20 protein-coding genes are annotated in these 18,015 nt (G+C 46.1%); 16 read left to right on the top strand and 4 right to left on the bottom strand.

Features of this window, described 5'->3' with window-relative positions; all coding sequences use genetic code 11:
• Nucleotides 1-425 precede the first annotated feature (425 nt).
• Genes IC230_RS21110 through IC230_RS21100 form a run of 3 tightly spaced genes read right to left on the bottom strand, consistent with a single transcriptional unit; the run spans nucleotide 426 to nucleotide 1,622 of the window.
• Entirely contained in the window at nucleotides 426-761 is a 336-nt protein-coding gene (locus tag IC230_RS21110; RefSeq protein ID WP_191041039.1) for a hypothetical protein, read from the bottom strand.
• Nucleotides 762-765: 4 nt separating this feature from the next.
• The gene (locus tag IC230_RS21105; RefSeq protein ID WP_191041038.1) at nucleotides 766-1,317 is read right to left on the bottom strand and encodes an RNA polymerase sigma factor; all 552 of its coding nucleotides are present in this window, start codon (nucleotides 1,315-1,317) and stop codon (nucleotides 766-768) included.
• 47 nt (nucleotides 1,318-1,364) lie between these two features.
• Nucleotides 1,365-1,622: a hypothetical protein gene (locus IC230_RS21100; protein WP_191041037.1), complete on the bottom strand. Its 258-nt coding sequence runs from the start codon at nucleotides 1,620-1,622 to the stop codon at nucleotides 1,365-1,367.
• Between the two features lie 133 nt (nucleotides 1,623-1,755).
• On the opposite strand from IC230_RS21100, the gene IC230_RS21095 reads away from it, so the two are divergent.
• From IC230_RS21095 to IC230_RS21070, 6 genes are all read left to right on the top strand, one after another.
• Entirely contained in the window at nucleotides 1,756-2,856 is a 1,101-nt protein-coding gene (locus tag IC230_RS21095; protein ID WP_191041036.1) for a carboxylate-amine ligase, read from the top strand.
• A gap of 71 nt (nucleotides 2,857-2,927) precedes the next feature.
• On the top strand, nucleotides 2,928-3,764 hold the full coding sequence (locus tag IC230_RS21090; protein WP_191041035.1) for a type 1 glutamine amidotransferase: 837 nt from the start codon (nucleotides 2,928-2,930) through the stop codon (nucleotides 3,762-3,764).
• 102 nt (nucleotides 3,765-3,866) lie between these two features.
• Entirely contained in the window at nucleotides 3,867-5,078 is a 1,212-nt protein-coding gene (locus IC230_RS21085; protein ID WP_191041034.1) for a hypothetical protein, read from the top strand.
• A 101-nt stretch (nucleotides 5,079-5,179) separates the two neighbouring features.
• Nucleotides 5,180-5,962: a glucose 1-dehydrogenase gene (locus IC230_RS21080; protein ID WP_191041033.1), complete on the top strand. Its 783-nt coding sequence runs from the start codon at nucleotides 5,180-5,182 to the stop codon at nucleotides 5,960-5,962.
• A gap of 28 nt (nucleotides 5,963-5,990) precedes the next feature.
• The gene (locus IC230_RS21075) at nucleotides 5,991-6,518 is read left to right on the top strand and encodes a DinB family protein (protein ID WP_191041032.1); all 528 of its coding nucleotides are present in this window, start codon (nucleotides 5,991-5,993) and stop codon (nucleotides 6,516-6,518) included.
• A gap of 93 nt (nucleotides 6,519-6,611) precedes the next feature.
• Nucleotides 6,612-6,800: a lipoprotein gene (locus IC230_RS21070; RefSeq protein ID WP_191041031.1), complete on the top strand. Its 189-nt coding sequence runs from the start codon at nucleotides 6,612-6,614 to the stop codon at nucleotides 6,798-6,800.
• 62 nt (nucleotides 6,801-6,862) lie between these two features.
• Here the strand turns inward: IC230_RS21070 and tilS are convergent, their stop codons facing one another.
• Nucleotides 6,863-8,200 (bottom strand): tRNA lysidine(34) synthetase TilS, encoded by a 1,338-nt coding sequence (gene tilS / locus IC230_RS21065; RefSeq protein ID WP_191041030.1) that lies wholly within the window; start codon nucleotides 8,198-8,200, stop codon nucleotides 6,863-6,865.
• Between the two features lie 35 nt (nucleotides 8,201-8,235).
• On the opposite strand from tilS, the gene IC230_RS21060 reads away from it, so the two are divergent.
• From IC230_RS21060 to IC230_RS21015, 10 genes are all read left to right on the top strand, one after another.
• Nucleotides 8,236-10,086: an OstA-like protein gene (locus tag IC230_RS21060; protein ID WP_191041029.1), complete on the top strand. Its 1,851-nt coding sequence runs from the start codon at nucleotides 8,236-8,238 to the stop codon at nucleotides 10,084-10,086.
• 95 nt (nucleotides 10,087-10,181) lie between these two features.
• A complete protein-coding gene (locus tag IC230_RS21055) occupies nucleotides 10,182-10,841 on the top strand; it encodes a T9SS type A sorting domain-containing protein (RefSeq protein ID WP_191041028.1) in 660 nt (219 codons plus the stop codon).
• A gap of 123 nt (nucleotides 10,842-10,964) precedes the next feature.
• The gene (locus tag IC230_RS21050; RefSeq protein WP_191041027.1) at nucleotides 10,965-11,861 is read left to right on the top strand and encodes an outer membrane protein assembly factor BamD; all 897 of its coding nucleotides are present in this window, start codon (nucleotides 10,965-10,967) and stop codon (nucleotides 11,859-11,861) included.
• A gap of 80 nt (nucleotides 11,862-11,941) precedes the next feature.
• Entirely contained in the window at nucleotides 11,942-12,256 is a 315-nt protein-coding gene (locus IC230_RS21045) for a DNA-directed RNA polymerase subunit omega (protein WP_191041026.1), read from the top strand.
• Between the two features lie 103 nt (nucleotides 12,257-12,359).
• Entirely contained in the window at nucleotides 12,360-13,604 is a 1,245-nt protein-coding gene (coaBC, locus tag IC230_RS21040; RefSeq protein WP_191041025.1) for a bifunctional phosphopantothenoylcysteine decarboxylase/phosphopantothenate--cysteine ligase CoaBC, read from the top strand.
• A 115-nt stretch (nucleotides 13,605-13,719) separates the two neighbouring features.
• Nucleotides 13,720-14,634 carry a type IX secretion system protein PorD gene (porD, locus tag IC230_RS21035; protein ID WP_191041024.1) on the top strand — a complete coding sequence of 305 codons (915 nt, stop codon included), beginning with the start codon at nucleotides 13,720-13,722 and terminating at the stop codon, nucleotides 14,632-14,634.
• Nucleotides 14,635-14,749: 115 nt separating this feature from the next.
• Nucleotides 14,750-16,420, top strand: coding sequence for a DNA repair protein RecN (gene recN / locus IC230_RS21030; protein ID WP_191041023.1), 1,671 nt, complete (start codon nucleotides 14,750-14,752; stop codon nucleotides 16,418-16,420).
• Nucleotides 16,421-16,507: 87 nt separating this feature from the next.
• Nucleotides 16,508-16,960, top strand: coding sequence for a viral A-type inclusion protein (locus tag IC230_RS21025; protein ID WP_191041022.1), 453 nt, complete (start codon nucleotides 16,508-16,510; stop codon nucleotides 16,958-16,960).
• A complete protein-coding gene (locus tag IC230_RS21020; RefSeq protein ID WP_191041021.1) occupies nucleotides 16,917-17,594 on the top strand; it encodes an SCO family protein in 678 nt (225 codons plus the stop codon). Before IC230_RS21025 ends, IC230_RS21020 begins: the two co-directional genes overlap by 44 nt.
• On the top strand, nucleotides 17,591-18,010 hold the full coding sequence (locus tag IC230_RS21015) for a c-type cytochrome (RefSeq protein WP_191041020.1): 420 nt from the start codon (nucleotides 17,591-17,593) through the stop codon (nucleotides 18,008-18,010). The genes IC230_RS21020 and IC230_RS21015 overlap by 4 nt, the downstream gene beginning before the upstream one ends.
• Nucleotides 18,011-18,015 lie beyond the last annotated feature (5 nt).

The following is an 18,015-nucleotide window of genomic DNA, read 5'->3' as shown; positions in this document are numbered from 1 at the left end:
TTATTACAGTCTAATTAAACAAAGTTAAGTTACCCAATATATAAAACCGAAAATACATTAAGTAGCTAGGTCAATTACCTGTTGTGTAATTGGCTGGTAAGTCAATTCTAATCATTAAAAATTTTAAGACTAGTGTTAACTTATATGAACAAAGAGAAAGCAGGAAACCAATTACGTCTACAAACAAGAAAGCCGGGCCGCATAACAGCCAGGCTTTCCGATTCTATCCACACCATTTGGCTACTGTAGCTTTCACCACACGTAGCCAACAAAAGCAGTTTCCTGCTTTCTTATTTTTTAACTAACCGTTGATAAGCTTTGTTAAACAATTTGTCTATAATCATTCAAACAAATAAGTGAATGGGCAAAAAATCCTGGGCGTATACACTATTTGCTTAACAATATATACGTATCGTTTCCTAAGTTTACGCTCTGTCTTCATCTCGCCCACGCCTTCGCCATTCGTTCTTAAATTTCGCACGTTCTTCTTCGCTCATCTGGCGCCATTTTTCACGCCAGTGAAGTCCGCTACCAGTATAGGGCCCTCCACCCGTTGGTCGACCGAATTTGAACCCTCCAAACAGGATTCTCGATAAAATTAACAAGCCAATCGCCTGCCAGTACGTAACGGCTCTGACGCCGGTAACTGCTACCAATACGTTGTTCCAGAGCCAGTATACCACAAACGAAATGAACGCCAGCGCGAGCAGAATAAGCACCGGAAAAAACCTGAATCGTCTTCGTCCGTAAGGAGTTCTCATTGTCTTATAGTTTATCGAGTTCGTCGTATAGAGTTTGCAGGCGTTTTCGGAGGTGTTGAACGGCGTAGCGTTTTCGGGAAATAATCGTTTTCAGATTCTCGCCCGATTGATCAGCAATTTCCTGCAAGGTTTTGTCTTCCAATTCATTCTGAACAAACACGATACGTTGATTTTCAGGCAGTTCGTTCAGCGCGCGCATTAGTTCGTCCCAGAATATATCCTTAAAAAACTGATCTTCGGGGGTTTCAGCATCAGCCAGCAGAATCTCCCGAAAACTGATGTTGCCATCCTCATCGTCAAACTCTGTATCCGATAACGCATCTTCTTTTTTCTTTCGATACGTATCGGTTATTCGGTTTCGGGCTACCTGAAACAGCCAGCCGCTTATGCTTTCAATGCCATCGAGATCAACAACCCGGCTGAGCTGATACCAGACATCCTGTAAAATATCTTCCGCATCTTCGTCTGATTTCACTTGCCCACGAATAAACCGAGACAGCCGATTTCCGTACTGTTTCACTGTCTCGATAATTGTTCGCTTGGGAGGTTCAGCCATATCGGTCAAACTAACGCTTTACTCTAAACGTTTCCTGGCTTCGTGACTTAGGTTTTACTACGTGTATCCAACTCCCGCAACACGTCTGCTAGTGTTCTAAATCGATTAGCATCGCCAATAAAACCCAGACCTGACATGATCAGGGCAAACCCGCCCGTACTAACCCAGAACCAGGAGTCTGCGTTAACTTCTCTGAGCTTTGATCCATGCAATAATACAGCTAATCCACTACCTAATAACATAGCTCCACCACCGCCAAAGAGCCAGTATTTCGTAATCAGTTTCTTCTCACGTTGCGTTCTCATACCTTCTTTTCCATTTAAATCCTCTGTTCATGATGAAAACCATCTCAATGTCATCCGGTTTATAAAAAATCTGTATCTTACCCCGTAGTTATGGCCCGTTTGCGTGGCCCGACCACCTTAAATCATACCATCAATGCCAGTATTTACTCTCGGGATCGAAGAAGAATTTCAAACGATTGACCCTAGCTCAGGCGAGTTACGGTCGCACATGTCAAAGATTGTCGATGGTGGTCAGATTGTCCTGCATGAACGCGTAAAGGCCGAAATGCACCAGGCAGTGGTTGAAGTCGGTACGAATATCTGCAATAATATTCAGGATGCTCGTCAGGAGGTAACGTATCTCCGCAAAATGATTATTGAACTGGCAGATAATCAAAACCTGAAAATTGCAGCAGCAGGCACGCACCCTTTCTCGGACTGGCAGGATCAGCTGATAACCCCTAATGAACGCTACGACCGACTTATTGAAGAGTTACGCGATGTGGCCCGGTCCAACCTGATTTTTGGTCTGCACGTTCACGTCGGGATTGAAAGTCGGAACGAAGGGGTTCAGATTATGAATGCTGTACGGTATTTTCTGCCGCACATTTATGCACTGTCGACGAACTCCCCTTTCTGGCGGGGACGTAACACGGGTTTTAAATCCTATCGGTCTAAGGTGTTCGACAAGTTTCCACGTACGGGTATTCCAGACTTCTTTTCGTCGGCGGCTGAGTACGACGAATACATTGAGCTATTGGTCAAGACGGGTTGTATTGATAACGGCAAAAAAATCTGGTGGGACATTCGGCTACACCCGTTCTTCGACACCATTGAATTCCGTATTTGCGACGTACCCATGCGCGCCGATGAAACAATTTGTCTGGCCGCCATCATGCAGGCGTTGGTCGCTAAAATTTATAAACTACACAAGCAAAATCTGAATTTTCGGCCCTATCGGCGCATTCTCATCAATGAGAATAAGTGGCGGGCTGCGCGCTATGGCATTGAGGGAAAATTGATCGATTTCGGAAAGCAGGAAGAAGTTCCGACGCACCAGCTTATTCACGAACTACTCAATTTTATTGACGACGTCGTTGATGATCTGGGTAGCCGTGCGGAGTGTGAATACGTACTGAAAATCCTCGAAATGGGTACTGGCGCCGATCGTCAATTAGCTGTTTTTCAGCAGCACAATGACCTGAAACGCGTTGTTGATTACATTGTCGAGGAAACTTCTTTGGGAATCAGGTAGTTGTGTGTAAAGCGGCTGGAAAGCCGCTATTTCTATAATAAGCAATGCGGCTTTCCAGCCGCTTTACACCTATGAGTTTAGCAAAAATTGCCGTTCTGGATATGAATAATGGGCATGCCAATGAGGGTATGCGTTGCATTATGCAGCTGATCCGAAACGTACAGGGTAATGATCATGCTGAATTAGCATTTGATGTTTTCAATGTTCGGGCTAAGAACGAAATTCCTGGTTTGGAGTACGATATTTATATCTCGTCGGGGGGGCCTGGTAGTCCACTGGAATCAGACGAGCCCTGGGAACAACCCTACTTTGCGTTGATCGACCAGCTTTTTTCCTGGAACCAGCGTAATGATCGGAAAAAGTTTGTCTTTCTAATCTGCCACTCGTTTCAGCTGGTAGTTCGCCATCTGGATCTGGCTGTGCTTAGCAAGCGTAAATCGACTTCGTTCGGTATTTTTCCGGTCCATAAAACAGACGAAGGTTGCTCGGAACCTCTGCTTAAGAAATTGCCCGATCCATTCTACGCGGTAGATTCGCGGGATTATCAGATCACGGAGCCCAATCTTGACCGTATGGATGAGCAGGGAGCCATTATCCTGGGTCTGGAAAAAATCCGTCCACACGTACCACTCGACCGCGCCATCATGTCCATTCGATTCTCGCCGGAAATTATTGGTACACAGTTTCACCCGGAGGCCGATAACGAAGGTATGTTACGTTACTTCATGACAGAGGAGAAGCGGAATCAGATTGTTACGAATTTCGGCGAAGCTAAGTACAACGACATGGTCGCGTATTTGCAGGACCCGGATAAGATAGCCCTTACCGAATCAGTTATTCTGCCCGGTTTTCTGCGGCAAGCTATTTCCGCTTTAGCTCCCTCTGAACAATTCATTGAACAGAATTAGTCACTAACCACAAAGGCACGGAGAACACAGAGGTACTTAGCATACTGGATTTATCTCTGTGTTCTCCGTGCCTTTGTGGTTAAGAAATTTCAAAGAAAATCTATGATCCAGCCCGTTCGTCAAACTTTTAATCAAGCTTTTAGCCCGGAACGCTACCGGGCTTTTTTGGATAAAATTAATAGTGACCTGCCCAATCAGTTAGATTTTCGTGTAGCCGAAACACCTGTCTTCGTGCCAAAAGTCTTGACGGACAAGCTTCTTCAAGCCTGTGACGACATCATTGACGTAATCACACGCGAAGATTTCATGGTTTTGACGGAGAATGCAATTCCGAATGGACAGCGTGTTCCGAACGAACCGTACGACGGACCGGATGCACATACGCAATTCCTGGCGGTAGATTTTGCGGTCTGTAAAAACGAAGACGGTGAACTGACCCCTCAGTTAATCGAATTACAGGGGTTTCCGTCGCTGTATGGCTTTCAGCCGTATCTGGCAGCCCTATTTCGGGCTACTTATCCCATTCCGGATACTCTCTCGCATCTGTTCAATGTCGACACAAACGCCGATTATCTGGAGAAATTACGGGACATGCTCGTCGGCGATTGCAATCCTGAAGAAGTCATTCTGCTGGAAATCTATCCGGAGAAGCAAAAAACACGGATCGACTTTGTACTAACAGAAAAATACACGGGCGTTGCTCCAGTCTGCCTGACTAAAATCCGGAAAGACGGACGGGCTTTGTATTATGAAAAAGATGGGCGTCAGATACGTATTAAACGAATTTATAACCGGCTGATCTTCGACGATTTACAGAACTTCCCGGTTTTAAAGACAGACTTCCACCTTACCGACGACGTGGATGTTGACTGGGTAGGTCATCCGAACTGGTTTTTCCGGATCAGCAAATACACGCTGCCTATACTGAAAAGTCCTTACGTACCTGCCAGCTACTATTTGTCTGCCCTGAACGAGTATCCAGCCGACCTGGAGAACTACGTATTGAAACCCTTGTTTTCGTTTGCGGGCAGTGGTGTAAAGCTGAACATTACGTCTGCCGATCTCGACGCTATTCCGGTTCATCAGCGCGATGGTTATTTATTGCAGCGTAAGGTTAAATACGAGCCGGTTATTCAGTCGCCCGACGAATTAGTGAAATGCGAGATTCGTATGCTGTTTATCTGGCCAAAGCCCGACTCAAAACCAACCCTGCTGACTAACCTGAGTCGCTTAAGTCGGGGCGAAATGATTGGGGTTAATTTCAATAAAAACAAAGACTGGGTGGGCGGTACGGTCTGCTTCTTCGAGAAATAATCTTTAATTTTTAAACGCAAAGGCGCCAAGAATACGTAACGTGCGCAGCGGCTTTTGCGATCGTAGCAAAGTCTTGCGCTTTTGTGTTTAAATTCTTTTTTATGCCAGCCCAACCAATTCCGGAAAAAGCCCTGTTTGACCTGACCGGTAAAGTAGCCATCATTACCGGCGCCAGCAAAGGCATTGGCGAGGAAATCGCTCGTCTGTATGCTCGCTTCGGGGCAAATGTGATTGTTAGTAGTCGAAAACAGGATGCCTGCGATGAACTCGCCCAGGACATTCAGGCGCAAGGTGGCAACGCAACGGGTGTTGCAGCCCATGTTGGCGATATGGATCAACTACAAGCGTTAGTTGCTAAAACGATTTCCGTTTATGGTGGGATTGATATTTTAGTGAATAATGCAGCCTCTAATCCAGTGTTTGGTCCTTCGCTCGACTGCGACGGAATGGCCTTTGATAAGATTATGCAGGCTAACGTAAAAGCTCCTTTCGAGTTGAGTAAATTGTGCTACTCCAGCATGAAAGAGCGGGGCGGTGGAAGCATTATCATGATGAGCAGCATTGCTGGTCATACGCCTGATCCTGGCTTGGGGATTTACAGTGTCAGCAAGGCATCGCTCAATATGCTCACCAAAGTGCTCGCTAAAGAATGGGGAGCCGACGGAATCCGTGTCAATGCGATTTGCCCCGGTCTTATCAAAACGAAATTCAGTCAGGCCCTTTGGCAGGACGACAAAATTCTGGATCATTTCACCAAACGCATTCCGATTGCGCGCATGGGCACCACTGACGAAATTAGTCCACTGGCCTTGTTTCTGGCGTCTGATGCCTCCTCTTACAGTACAGGGAGTTTGTTTTATGCAGATGGCGGAACAGTAATTTAATTCCCACAATACTATTCACTACGTATCTATGCCTCCTCTCGAAACCCGCGAAGTTTGGTTACGCGGTCCTCTTCCCGATATTCCTCCCCTACTCCAGCCTGTTGCTCATGCGCTCCTGCAGGCACGCGAAGAACTGAACGTACTGACACACGACTTTCCGGACGAATTACTCTGGGAACGACCTACTGATCGCAACGGTAAGTCAGTAGCTTCTGTCGGTTTCCATCTGCAACACCTGACTGGCGTATTGGACCGAACCTTTACGTATGCTCGTGGAGAATCCCTCTCCTCAGACCAGCTCACCGCACTGGCATCCGAAGAAAACCCAACCCAGCCGACGCCGTCTATGAAGGAATTAATCCAGCATTTTAGCGAACAAGTTGACCAGGCACTTGACCAACTCCGTCATACCGATGAAGGGACCTTAACCGAACCGCGTGGAGTTGGCCGGGCACAATTCCCCTCAACAGTAATTGGCTTACTGGTCCACGCGGCTGAGCACACGATGCGACACATAGGTCAATTGTCTGTCACGGCGCGCTTAATAACACTTTAAGCCTCTTTTAAGTTATAGTTCATCAGCTTTTAATACTACCGGCTGTTCTTTCAATGAGCAATATCGCTCAGGAAGTAAACCATTCTCAAAACCATGAAAAAATCAATTTTGGCTATCTTCGCTATAGCCGCTCTTTCAGGCAACGTAACGCTGGCTAATTCACCCTCGCAGGATAAACCAGCCAGTAAAACCACAACGACCGTTAAGAAAACCATGCCTTCATCCAAGGCCGCAACGAAGACGACTAAAACGGTTCATAAAAAGCACGTGAAGAATTCGTAAGCGTTTTTCCCCACACAAACAGCCTGCTAATCTATCAGGCTGTTTGTGTATACTGTTCAGTATCAATTCAGAAACGTAAGCTGACAAATTCGTCTGGTTGCCTGCGTTATTCGGAAGCGGTGATCAATTCGACGCCCAATCACCCAGGCAATTGAATCTCCTGACAACAGAACTGCCGTTTTCTCCCGTTCAGAACGACTTAGTTTAAGATCGTTTAATAAATCACTGACCAGTTTGTGCCCACTTAACCCCAGTGGTCGAAAACGGTCGCCCTGCCGCCAGGGACGAATTGTGATTGGGAACGTCAGTTTCTCCGCGTCCAGAACCGCTACGTTTGACTTTGTAACTGGCTGAAAGTCGGTAGGTTTATCGATGAATTCGACAGCCAGTGTGAATTGCCCTGCCACGGCAATAGGTTCGGCTGGCCATTCGGTTAATTTAAGTTCATAATCAGGTACTAAACGCAATGGCTCCAGCATGAGCCCATTACGTTCATGCGTTACCCGATACGTTGCCGACAAAAACACTTGCCCAACGGGTTGACTAAGTACATTACTCATCTGCTCTGTCTGATCGACCGTAAAACCCATTGGCCTTAACCACTCCGATAAGCAAAACGCCCGTTCTGCCAGTGTCAACAACTTGCTAATAGGCAAAAGTATTTTCTCCCCATACTGCTCGTGGATAGCTTGCCAGGAGCGGGTTAGTTCAGCCTGTACCAGTGTTTCGCTGGCCCGTAAGCGCTCAGTGGTACGTGGTAATGTCTGCCATAGCCCCGGATTCACCTCCGTGAGTACAGGTACTACGTGATGCCGGATTCTATTGCGGGCGTATTTATCTTCAGCATTGGAACTGTCCTCGCGGTACGTCAATCTTTGCGTTTCGGCATACGCTGCTAGTTGGTCACGCGTAGCAAATAGCAACGGCCGAACAACCTGATTCTGCTTAACGGCGATACCCCGTAAACCCGCAATACCTGTGCCGCGAGTTAGGTTAAGCAGTATTGTTTCAAGTACATCATTCTGGTGATGGGCTGTTGCGACGCAACCGTATTGATGTTCCTGAAGAAGCTGCTGAAACCAGGCGTAGCGAAGTTCACGAGCGGCCATTTGAATGGATATACTACGTTCATTAGCCACAGCAGCCGTATCGAAGCGGGTCAGGTGAAACGGAACCCCGTACTGCTCAGCTTTGTTTTGTACAAAAAACGCATCGGCATCGGACTCAGTACCGCGCAAACCGAAGTTAACATGAGCAATAGCAAATGGCTGACTAATTTTGTAAAACAGCTCCGCCATGACAATGGAATCTAGCCCGCCACTAACCGCCAGCAGCACCTTGTCGGCTGGACCGAACAGTTGATTATCGTTAATAAATCCTAAAAAATCCCGTTCTAACATCCGGTACACGGTTCTAAGACCGTAGTTTTGTCAATATGATTCGTTCACTTACCCGCTTCTTTGTCGCGTTCGTTGGGTTCGGCTTGCTATTTCTAACCACTGATGCCCTGGCTCAGGTTGGCGCACCGCCAGCCAGTCGCCCCCCTGCGGCTAGTGGTGCGAATGATAAAGTAGAGTTATTCCATGCCGATAGCCTGGTGGTTCTCAACATCCCTGGTCAGGCTGTGCGAAAGTTACACAATAACGTCAGGCTACGGCATAAAGGCGTGTTGATGTATTGCAATCTCGCTATCCAGAACGTAACAACGAATGTTATCGAGGCTTATGGGAATGTTAGATTGGTACAGGGCGACACGATTACGGTTCAGGGCGATAGCATGCTTTACTATGGCAATACCCGCCAGGCCAACATGCGTAGCCACGTCGTCATGCGTGACCGGAAAATGACCTTAACAACCGCCCAGCTTGATTATGATATGCTCTCGGGCATTGCCCACTATCCGGTACCGGGTCGTATTGTCGATAAAGAGAACGTATTGACCAGCCGTGAAGGCTACTACGATACCCGAACAAAATTATTTACCTTCTACCGGGATGTAGTTCTGGTCAACCCGAAAGGTACGATCACGGCCGACTCTCTTCTGTACAATTCGCTTACCCGAATCGCTACGTTCCAGGGTCCAACGAAAATCAAAAATAAAGAGGGTGTTTTAACGGCCGTTGAAGGGCAGTATAATACCGTAACGGGCATATCGAATTTTCAACGGCGGGCTACGGTCGAAACCCCTAAATACCGCCTAACCGGTGACTCGCTTTATTATGATAACGTATCGGAGCTGGGTATTGCAAAAGGTAACGTAATCATGGTTGCCAAAGACCGTAAAGCCGTTATTCTTGGCGATCACGTTCGGTACAACGGTAAAGCGGGTATCTCGCGGGTAACTGGTCATGCCGTAGCCAAAAGTCTTGCCAACGAAACCACAAATGATACGCTTTATCTACGGGCCGATACGTTGTTCTCGTTCGATAACAAAGTCACAAATACACGTCGACTGTTGGGGCAAAAAAATGTATTTCTGTACAAATCAGATTTGCAAAGCAAGTGTGATTCGCTCATTTATAGTACCGCCGATTCTACGATTTATTTTTACAAAAAACCGATTGTCTGGAGTCAGAATAAATATCAGATGGAAGCCGATTCGATGCGCGTACTGCTCAAGAATAATCGGATCAATACGATGTTTATGAAAACTAAGTCGTTCATTATTTCGCTCGATACCCTTCAAAATTACAATCAGGTAAAAGGCCGGACGATTACGGCTTATTTCGTTACGAAACGGGTCCATTCCGATACGCTCACGCCCGCTGTGACCGGAGCTCCAGTTAATCAATCGGCGGCTATGGCCAGCGTCCAACGTAATGTGTCAACCGTTGCAACGAATTCCCCCGCTCAACGCGTAATGGTAAAAAACAGCACATCACCTGCGTCGACAACTGCTGGTGTTCAGGAACAAACTGTGCTGGACCGGGTGATTGTGGATGGCAATGGACAAAGTCTTTATTATGCCCTTGACGAAAAAAACAGGATGATCGGGTTGAACCATGTTGAATCCAGTAAAATGAATATCGAGTTTGCCGATAATAAAGTTGGGCGGATTCGTTTTTATGGCCATCCGGATTCACAACTTATTCCACCCAAAGAAATTACGGAAGACGTACAGCAGTTGGACGGTTTTCGCTGGAGGGAATCGGAAAAGCCTACGAAAGGGCAAGTACTATGGATGGAAATTCCCCCGGCAGAGCAACCAGTTGCTAAAAAAATACAAAAAAAGAAGACGACAATTAAACCATTGGCTAAGAAACTCGTTCAAAGAGATATTAATTGACCGTTTTAACAATTTTTTAGACAACAGCCCGTTGACATTGTCTTTTAAGTTAGATAGGTTTGTGGTGAATATCTGTGTACCTGTAGTAGACTTCTATGAAACAATTTATACTTATTGGTGTAGTGTCGGGCTTGCTAATGGCAACAATCCCGCTCCGGGCGCAGGTCGCCCAGCGAGATTCTGATGCCAGAAAGGGGAGCCGACTCGAGCTGGGGCGAACCGCTTCAACCCGAAAGACGACTACGCCAGCCTTGCCTTCTCAACGATTTGAAATGACACCCAATCCGGGCTTGTCAGGACTCGACCGGGCTATATCCCTGAACAAAAACACAGCGATCAATGCGCATTATCGGTCGTTGCTAATGACCAAATCAGCGTCTAAAGCAACAACCAAGACGGCGACAACCGAAAGCGTATCCACGGCTACCAGTGATTTACGGCCAGCAGTGATTCAGGAAACTAAAACTAAGGAAGAAAGCCTATACAGCAGTGACAAATTGTGGGTGTCTAACGCCTATCCAAACCCTGCTGACGAAGTGGCTGAATTAGATTATCAGTTTAATGGGTCAGTTAGAGAAGCTAAATTAACGCTACTGAACGTATTAGGTACGCCAATAACCTCCCATGAACTCGATCGGAACGAGCGTAAGGTTCGAATTGCAACCCGTAACCTCGACACAGGCTATTATCTGTATCAGCTTACTCTGGATGGTGATAAGGTAGCAACCAAACGGTTACTCGTTCGCCACCAGTAGATTATATCCTGTTTGTTAAAATTGTATAAACAGGACCTATCCTTCATTATTTTTGGTACTATGATAGGCTACATCGTCGTTTAAACGGTGTAGCCTATATTTTTTTTGTATCTTTGCAAACTTATGCAACACCGTCACATTGTTAAGGTTCTACTGGGGATTTGTGTAGCGTTTCTGCTGGGAGCTTGCAGTCCATTCTCAAAGCTGCAAAAAAGTGGAACTGATGACGAAAAATACAAAGGAGCCGTTGAGTACTACAAAAAGGGAGAATGGTACAAAGCTGGTTTATTATTTGAAGAACTGATTCCAGTACTTAAGGGTAGTACAGAATCAGAAATGGCCCAGTTTTACTACGCCTACACCCAGTATCAACAACAACAGTATCTGCTTAGTAGTACGTTGTTCAAGAAATTTTACGAGACTTTTGCCCGCTCTGAATACGTAGAGGAGTCTATGTATATGTACGCGTATTCGCTGTACAAAGACACCCCTGCGTTCAATCTGGATCAGTCGAACACGCTAACCGCAACCTCAGCGCTACAGGATTTTGTTAATACGTATCCTGACAGTAAGTATAAAGACGAAGCCACGAAGCTAATTCTGGACTTGCGTGGCAAGCTGGAACGGAAAGCCTATGAGAAAGCCCGGTTGTATTACAAAACCAGCGGCTTTAATATTGCTTCTTACAAATCAGCTGTCATTTCGATCAACAATTTTCAGAAAGATTTTCCTGATTCGGAGTACAACGAAGAACTGGCTTTTCTGAAGGTTGACGCTGAATTCAGCTTGGCGCAGAATAGCCTGGAGACCAAACAGAAGGAACGTTATCAGGAAGCGATCAGTTATCATCAGGCATTTGTCGACAAATACCCTAACAGCCGGTTTCTGAAGCAGGCCGAAAAAATGTACGACACAAGTGTTAAGGAAGTCGAGCGCCTGGATACATTAGAGAAAGAGCGCGAAAAGGAAAAAGAAAAACTTAAGAATGCCCCTGCGAAAGTGACGGCATCAAATCAATAAAATCCGATAATTGTTCGTCAATAGATACTTAACAACGCCTATTGATAATTAACCATCGGTTGATGACTATCGACTAAATTATGGCAACGAATCAATCTATCATTACCCGCAACAACGATAAAATTGCGGCTCAAACGGGAAATCTGTACGAATCAGTTTCAATCATTTCGAAACGTGCCCGTCAGATCGCTACGAAAAACAAAGAGGAACTCAGCAACAAACTGTCAGAGTTCGTTTCAGCGGTTGATAATCTCGAGGAAGTCTTCGAAAACCGTGAACAGATCGAAATCTCGAAATTTTACGAGCGCATGCCGAAACCTACCTCCATTGCAACCGATGAGTTTCTGGATGGTAAAGTTTACTGGCGCTATAATGACGAGGACGTTCAGCAGTAATGCATGCCATTTTATTTATTTCATGACCGCACGATATTCATTACCGTGCGGTCATGACGTTTTAATAAGTCCTTAAGCTGATACCTAACGACCGCTGAATCACATGTCAGTAGCAGGCAAACGAATTATTCTGGGTGTGACAGGTAGTATTTCTGCCTACAAATCGGCGCTGTTGGTACGGTTGCTGGTTAAGGCTGGCGCTGACGTACAGGTGATTATGACGGAGTCGGCCCAGGCTTTTATTACTCCGCTGACACTGGCAACGTTGTCAAAGCGGCCTGTCTTATCAACGTTTGTTGCGAGTGAAACGGGTAGCTGGAACAATCACGTCGAGTTAGGTCTATGGGCCGATGCTCTTGTAGTGGCTCCCGCATCAGCACGTACTTTGGCCCGCTTTGCTACGGGTTTATGCGACGACCTTCTATCAGCCGTTTATTTGTCGGCCCGCTGTCCGGTGTTTTTCGCACCCGCTATGGACGTCGACATGTATCATCATCCCACTACTGTTGACAACTTACGTCGGCTCGAATCCTTTGGTAATCATCTGATTCAGGCTGAACATGGCGAACTAGCCAGTGGTCTGGTAGGCGAAGGACGGTTGGCCGAACCGGAAACGATCGTAACTGTGCTCACTAATTATTTTGGAGCGGATACGGCTCAGAGCGAGGGCATAAACGTTCTTGCGGGAAAGCAGATTCTCATTACGGCTGGGCCAACGCAGGAGCCAATTGACCCTGTCCGTTATATTAGTAATCACTCGACCGGCAAAATGGGATACGCCATCGCCAACGCCTTTGCGAAAATAGGGGCTCACGTTACGTTGGTAAGTGGTCCAACGGCTCTACCTATCCCCGATCCTAGTATTCGACGTATCGACGTGCGATCAGCTCAGGACATGTTCGAGGCTACGCAAGGCTTTTTTGCGGATGCCGACGTAGTCGTGCTAAATGCGGCCGTTGCTGATTACACGCCTGCCCATCCCGCCGATCGGAAAATAAAAAAGAATGAAACGGTCTTTTCGCTTGAGCTGACAAAAACCACTGACATTGCTGCTACGTTAGGCAATCAGAAAGGCCCGGAACAGCTACTCATGGGCTTTGCCCTCGAAACAGATAACGAGCGCGAGAATGCTCTCAAAAAGCTGCATAGAAAAAATTTAGACTGGATCGTGTTAAATTCACTACGTGATGCGGGTGCTGGTTTCGGGCACGATACCAACAAGATTACGGTTATTGATAAAGATGAACAAACCCACGAATTTGCACTCAAATCGAAAGAGGAAGTAGCGCAGGATTTAGTAAATTTGATTGCGAATACACTCCAGTCCCGGAATATCGTTAAGGCATAATGATGGGACTGACATAAACTAACTTCGGTTAATTTTTAGATTCCAAAAGTCGTCAGTCAACGCGATGGAACCCAATGCATAGTAACTAACCCACAGACTCCCGGAATCAGCACGAATGAAAGCAATATATGTCTTAGCTGTACTATGCTGTTTATTCAGTTCCGCACAGGCGCAGGAACTGAATTGTCAGGTGACGGTCAATTCCGATCAGCTCTTTGCGCAACAAAAAACTGATTTCTCTTACGTAGGTCAGCTAAAGGGAATTATCACCGAATTTATGAACAACCGGCGCTGGAGTAACGATCAGTTTGCCGTTTCAGAACGAATTAATTGCTCCCTGAATATTAATCTGGTGAAGTCCCTAACGCAGGGGGTTTTTGAGGCAACCGCGCAGATTATTGTGACGCGCCCCGTTTATGGTACGAACTACGAGACGACTATTTTTAGCTATGTAGATCGATCCTTTAACTTCGTTTATCTACCGACAACTCCCGTTTATTTCCGCGACAATCAATTCTCCGACGATCTTACGTCCTTACTGGCGTTTTACGCGAACGTGATTCTGGCTGTCGACTATGATACGTTCAGTAAGCAGGGCGGGAATCTGTTTATCCAGCGGGCCTATGCTATTACGAATTTAGCGCAACAAGGCTCACCCAATGCTGCCTGGCAAACGGGTGGGGATCGACGTAATCGCTTCTGGCTAATCGAGAATTTGCAAAACCAGCAGTTGCTTCCCTTTCGTGATGGGTTGTACACGTACCATCGGTTGGGGTTGGATGCTTTTGCGGTTAATCCGGTGCAGGTGCGGAAACAAACGTTAGCCCTGCTGAGTACAATTCGTACAATCGGCTTACAGTTACCAAACTCGGTATTGATCAACTCATTTTTCGATGCAAAATCGCAGGAGCTGTACAACATTTTGTATGAAGGCACACCGGCAGAACGTAAACAGGCCTTTGATTTACTGGCTTATTTAGATCCGGCTAAAACCGAAAGTTACCGAAAATTAATCACCGAAGGACAGTAGCTAGCCGCCAGTCTGTAGTTGTCAGTCAATCGTATTAATCATAATACATCGTCGTATTTACTGATCTTTATTGACTACCGGCTGATGGCTCACACCCGTTAATTACGCACTGATTTTGTTATCGCATTTACTCATAAAAAATTACGCACTGATTGACGAACTCGAACTTACACCGGATCGTGAACTGAATATCATTACGGGTGAAACGGGAGCAGGCAAGTCAATTATGTTGGGAGCCATTGGGTTGCTACTTGGCAACCGGGCAGATACCCGCGTGCTCTATAATCCTGAGCAGAAGTGCATTATCGAAGGTACGTTTGGCGTATCAGGGTATATTATTGAGCAGATTTTTGAGGATGAAGAATTAGACTATTCCTCAACCTGCATCGTCCGTCGGGAAATTGGCGTTAGCGGAAAATCAAGGGCGTTCGTTAACGATACGCCCGTCAATCTGGAAACGCTTCGACGGGTAACGAGTCAGTTGATGGATATCCATTCACAGCATGACTCCGTGTTGCTTGGCTCTAACGAATATCAATTGGAGATCGTTGATACGTATGCGCAGAACGACAATTTGCTACGTGCCTACCGAGCTGATTACCAGACGTATCGAACCAAAAAATTGCATTACGATCAGCTTCAGGTTGAGGCCGCGTCGATGCGAAAAGAATTCGATTACAATAATTTTCTGTACGAAGAACTTGTCAAAGCACAACTTCAGCCCGATGAGCAGGAATCGCTTGAGCAGGAGATCAACATTCTCGAAAACGCGGAAGAAATTAAAGAGCGTCTGCAACTAGCCTATGAGTATTTAGACAATACGGAACAGTCCGTTATTGACTTTCTCAAGGGTACTGTCAGTAACCTGGCTTATATCAGCAAGTTATCCGACCAATATGAGCAATTGCAACAGCGGGCTCAGAGTAGTTTGATCGAGTTGCGCGATTTGGCGGATGAGATCAGCACCGAACAGGACCGTGTCGAGATAGACGACACCCGTGCTGAATCCATTCGTGAACGGTTAAATCTGCTTTATCAACTCCAGACTAAACACCAGGCTAAAAACGTAGCAGGTCTCATCGATTTACGTAACGAGCTGAGTCAGAAGGTAAGCAAAGTGCTTAATCTGGACGACGCGCTGGCGGACGCAAAAGCCCAGACCGAAGCGGCCCGTACGCAACTCCAGACTAGCGCCGAAGTGCTGTCGGAGTCCCGGCAAGCTGTGCTCGCAGCCATTGAGTCAGAAATTGGTAGCCTGTTACACGATCTGGGTATGCCCAATGCATCGTTGAAAATAGCATCTGAAAAAACGAAACCCACGCCAACAGGTGTCGATATGATTTCGTTTCTGTTCAGCGCCAATAAGGGAATTAAGCCTCAACAATTGAAGAACGTAGCATCGGGTGGTGAGTTCTCTCGATTAATGATGGCCATCAAATACATTCTGGCCAGCAAACGATCGCTCCCAACCATTGTATTCGATGAAATTGATACGGGCGTTTCGGGCGAAATTGCGATTAAGATGGGCAATATGATGCGCGACATGGCACATAATCACCAAATTATCGCCATTACTCATTTGCATCAGATAGCCGGCCAGGGCACGGCGCATTATTTTGTCTACAAAGACCATTCGGCCGACAAAACTGTTAGTCGTATCAAAAAGCTTTCCCTCGACGAGCGCATCAATGAGATTGCCCAGATGATTGGCGGTAACAATCCGTCCGCTAGTGCGCTCAAAAACGCTCGCGAAATCATAAAACAACGTGCAGTAACTATAAAGTGATGTCTGACGTTATAGTTAAAGTCCGTTACACAGCTCTTATAGAGCTTAGGCTCCTGATTGTTTAATACTACTCTTTCCCCTTACTGTATGCACAAATTTACGATTATGATTGTTGGTTTATTGTTTACTAGTAGCTGCTGGTCCTGTAGTTCTAAGGGCGATGAAGTAAAAGATACCGAAAATGAAGTATTTGCCATTCACGATGAGGTTATGCCCAAAATGGGGAATATGCTTAAACTTCAAAAACAGTTAAAATTACATATCGCTTCACTGGATAGCATTAAAGCAACTGGAACCGCTTCTGGCACCCTTCGAATCGATGAAGATCGAGATCAGGCTATGCGTTTAAGTCGCAATTTAAAAGTTGCTGACAGTTTGATGATGAACTGGATGAGCCGTTATAATGGAGATACGCTTGCCAAATTATCGTCAGATGAGGCTCTAAAGTATTTAGGTGCCCAAAAAGATCAAATTACGGATGTTCAGACAAAAGTTAATGCCAGTATTGAGCAAGCCACTCAATTTCTGGGCAAAAAATAAGCCTTCCCTTTTATTAGTCGGTTTAGTAGCGATTTCATGGGGCTGTGGTCCGACGAATGAAAAACTTCCCATTCTGGGACAGCGTGAAGCCGTTACAAAAATGGTGAATGGCAAATCGGTAACGGATTCAGTTTACCAATCCATTCCAGACTTTCGCTTTGTCAGCCAATATGGTGATACTGTAACAGCCAGAACGCTTGACAATAAAATCTACGTAGCGGATTTCTTTTTCACGAGTTGCCCAACGATATGTCCCAAGATGAAGGTGCAGTTGAAGCGGGTTTATGAAAAATTTAAGGATAAGCCCGACGTAATGCTGCTTTCGCACACCATCGATCCTGACCACGATTCGGTCTCTGTATTGAAGGAATTTGCTGACAATCTTGGCGTAACGGGTCGGCAATGGCTATTCGTCACCGGTGATCGCGAAAAAATCTACGATATTGCGCAGGATAGTTATCTGGTAACCGCCCAGTCTGATCCGTCAGCACCGGGTGGGGCGGTTCATAGTGGGGCGTTTATTCTGGTCGATAAAGCAAAGCATATTCGGGGCATTTATGACGGAACGACCGAAGCCGGTGTTGACCAACTAATGAAGGATATTGACCGGCTGCTGGCTGAATATAAATCATGATGCGATTCGCTGGTTTAGTAACAGTTCTGGCTATAGTATCTGCTTTTTCAGCCTGTCAGAGTGAAGAAGAAATAAAACGACAGCGCTATATCACCGAAGGTATTCTGGTATATAAAAACAACTGTGCTAACTGTCACCAGAACAAAGGCGAAGGACTGGCCGCCCTGTACCCTCCCATAGCGAAATCTGATTTTTTAGCGGACAAAAACGCAGTGATCTGTTTGATTCGGTATGGGCAGCAGGGACCTATTGTCGTGAATGGCAAACCCTATAACCGGCCTATGCCTCCTCAACCGCAACTCAGCGATCTTGAAGTGGCGGAATTAGTTACGTACATCTACAACGAGTGGAGTAACGAAACGAAAGTGACGGGGGTAAAGCAGATAACGCCGATTCTGGAGAAATGTAAAAAATGAGCTGT

It is taken from the genome of Spirosoma validum (genome assembly GCF_014699035.1).
In the GTDB taxonomy this organism is placed as follows: domain Bacteria; phylum Bacteroidota; class Bacteroidia; order Cytophagales; family Spirosomataceae; genus Spirosoma; species Spirosoma validum.
This window is presented reverse-complemented; position numbering and strand designations above follow the sequence as displayed.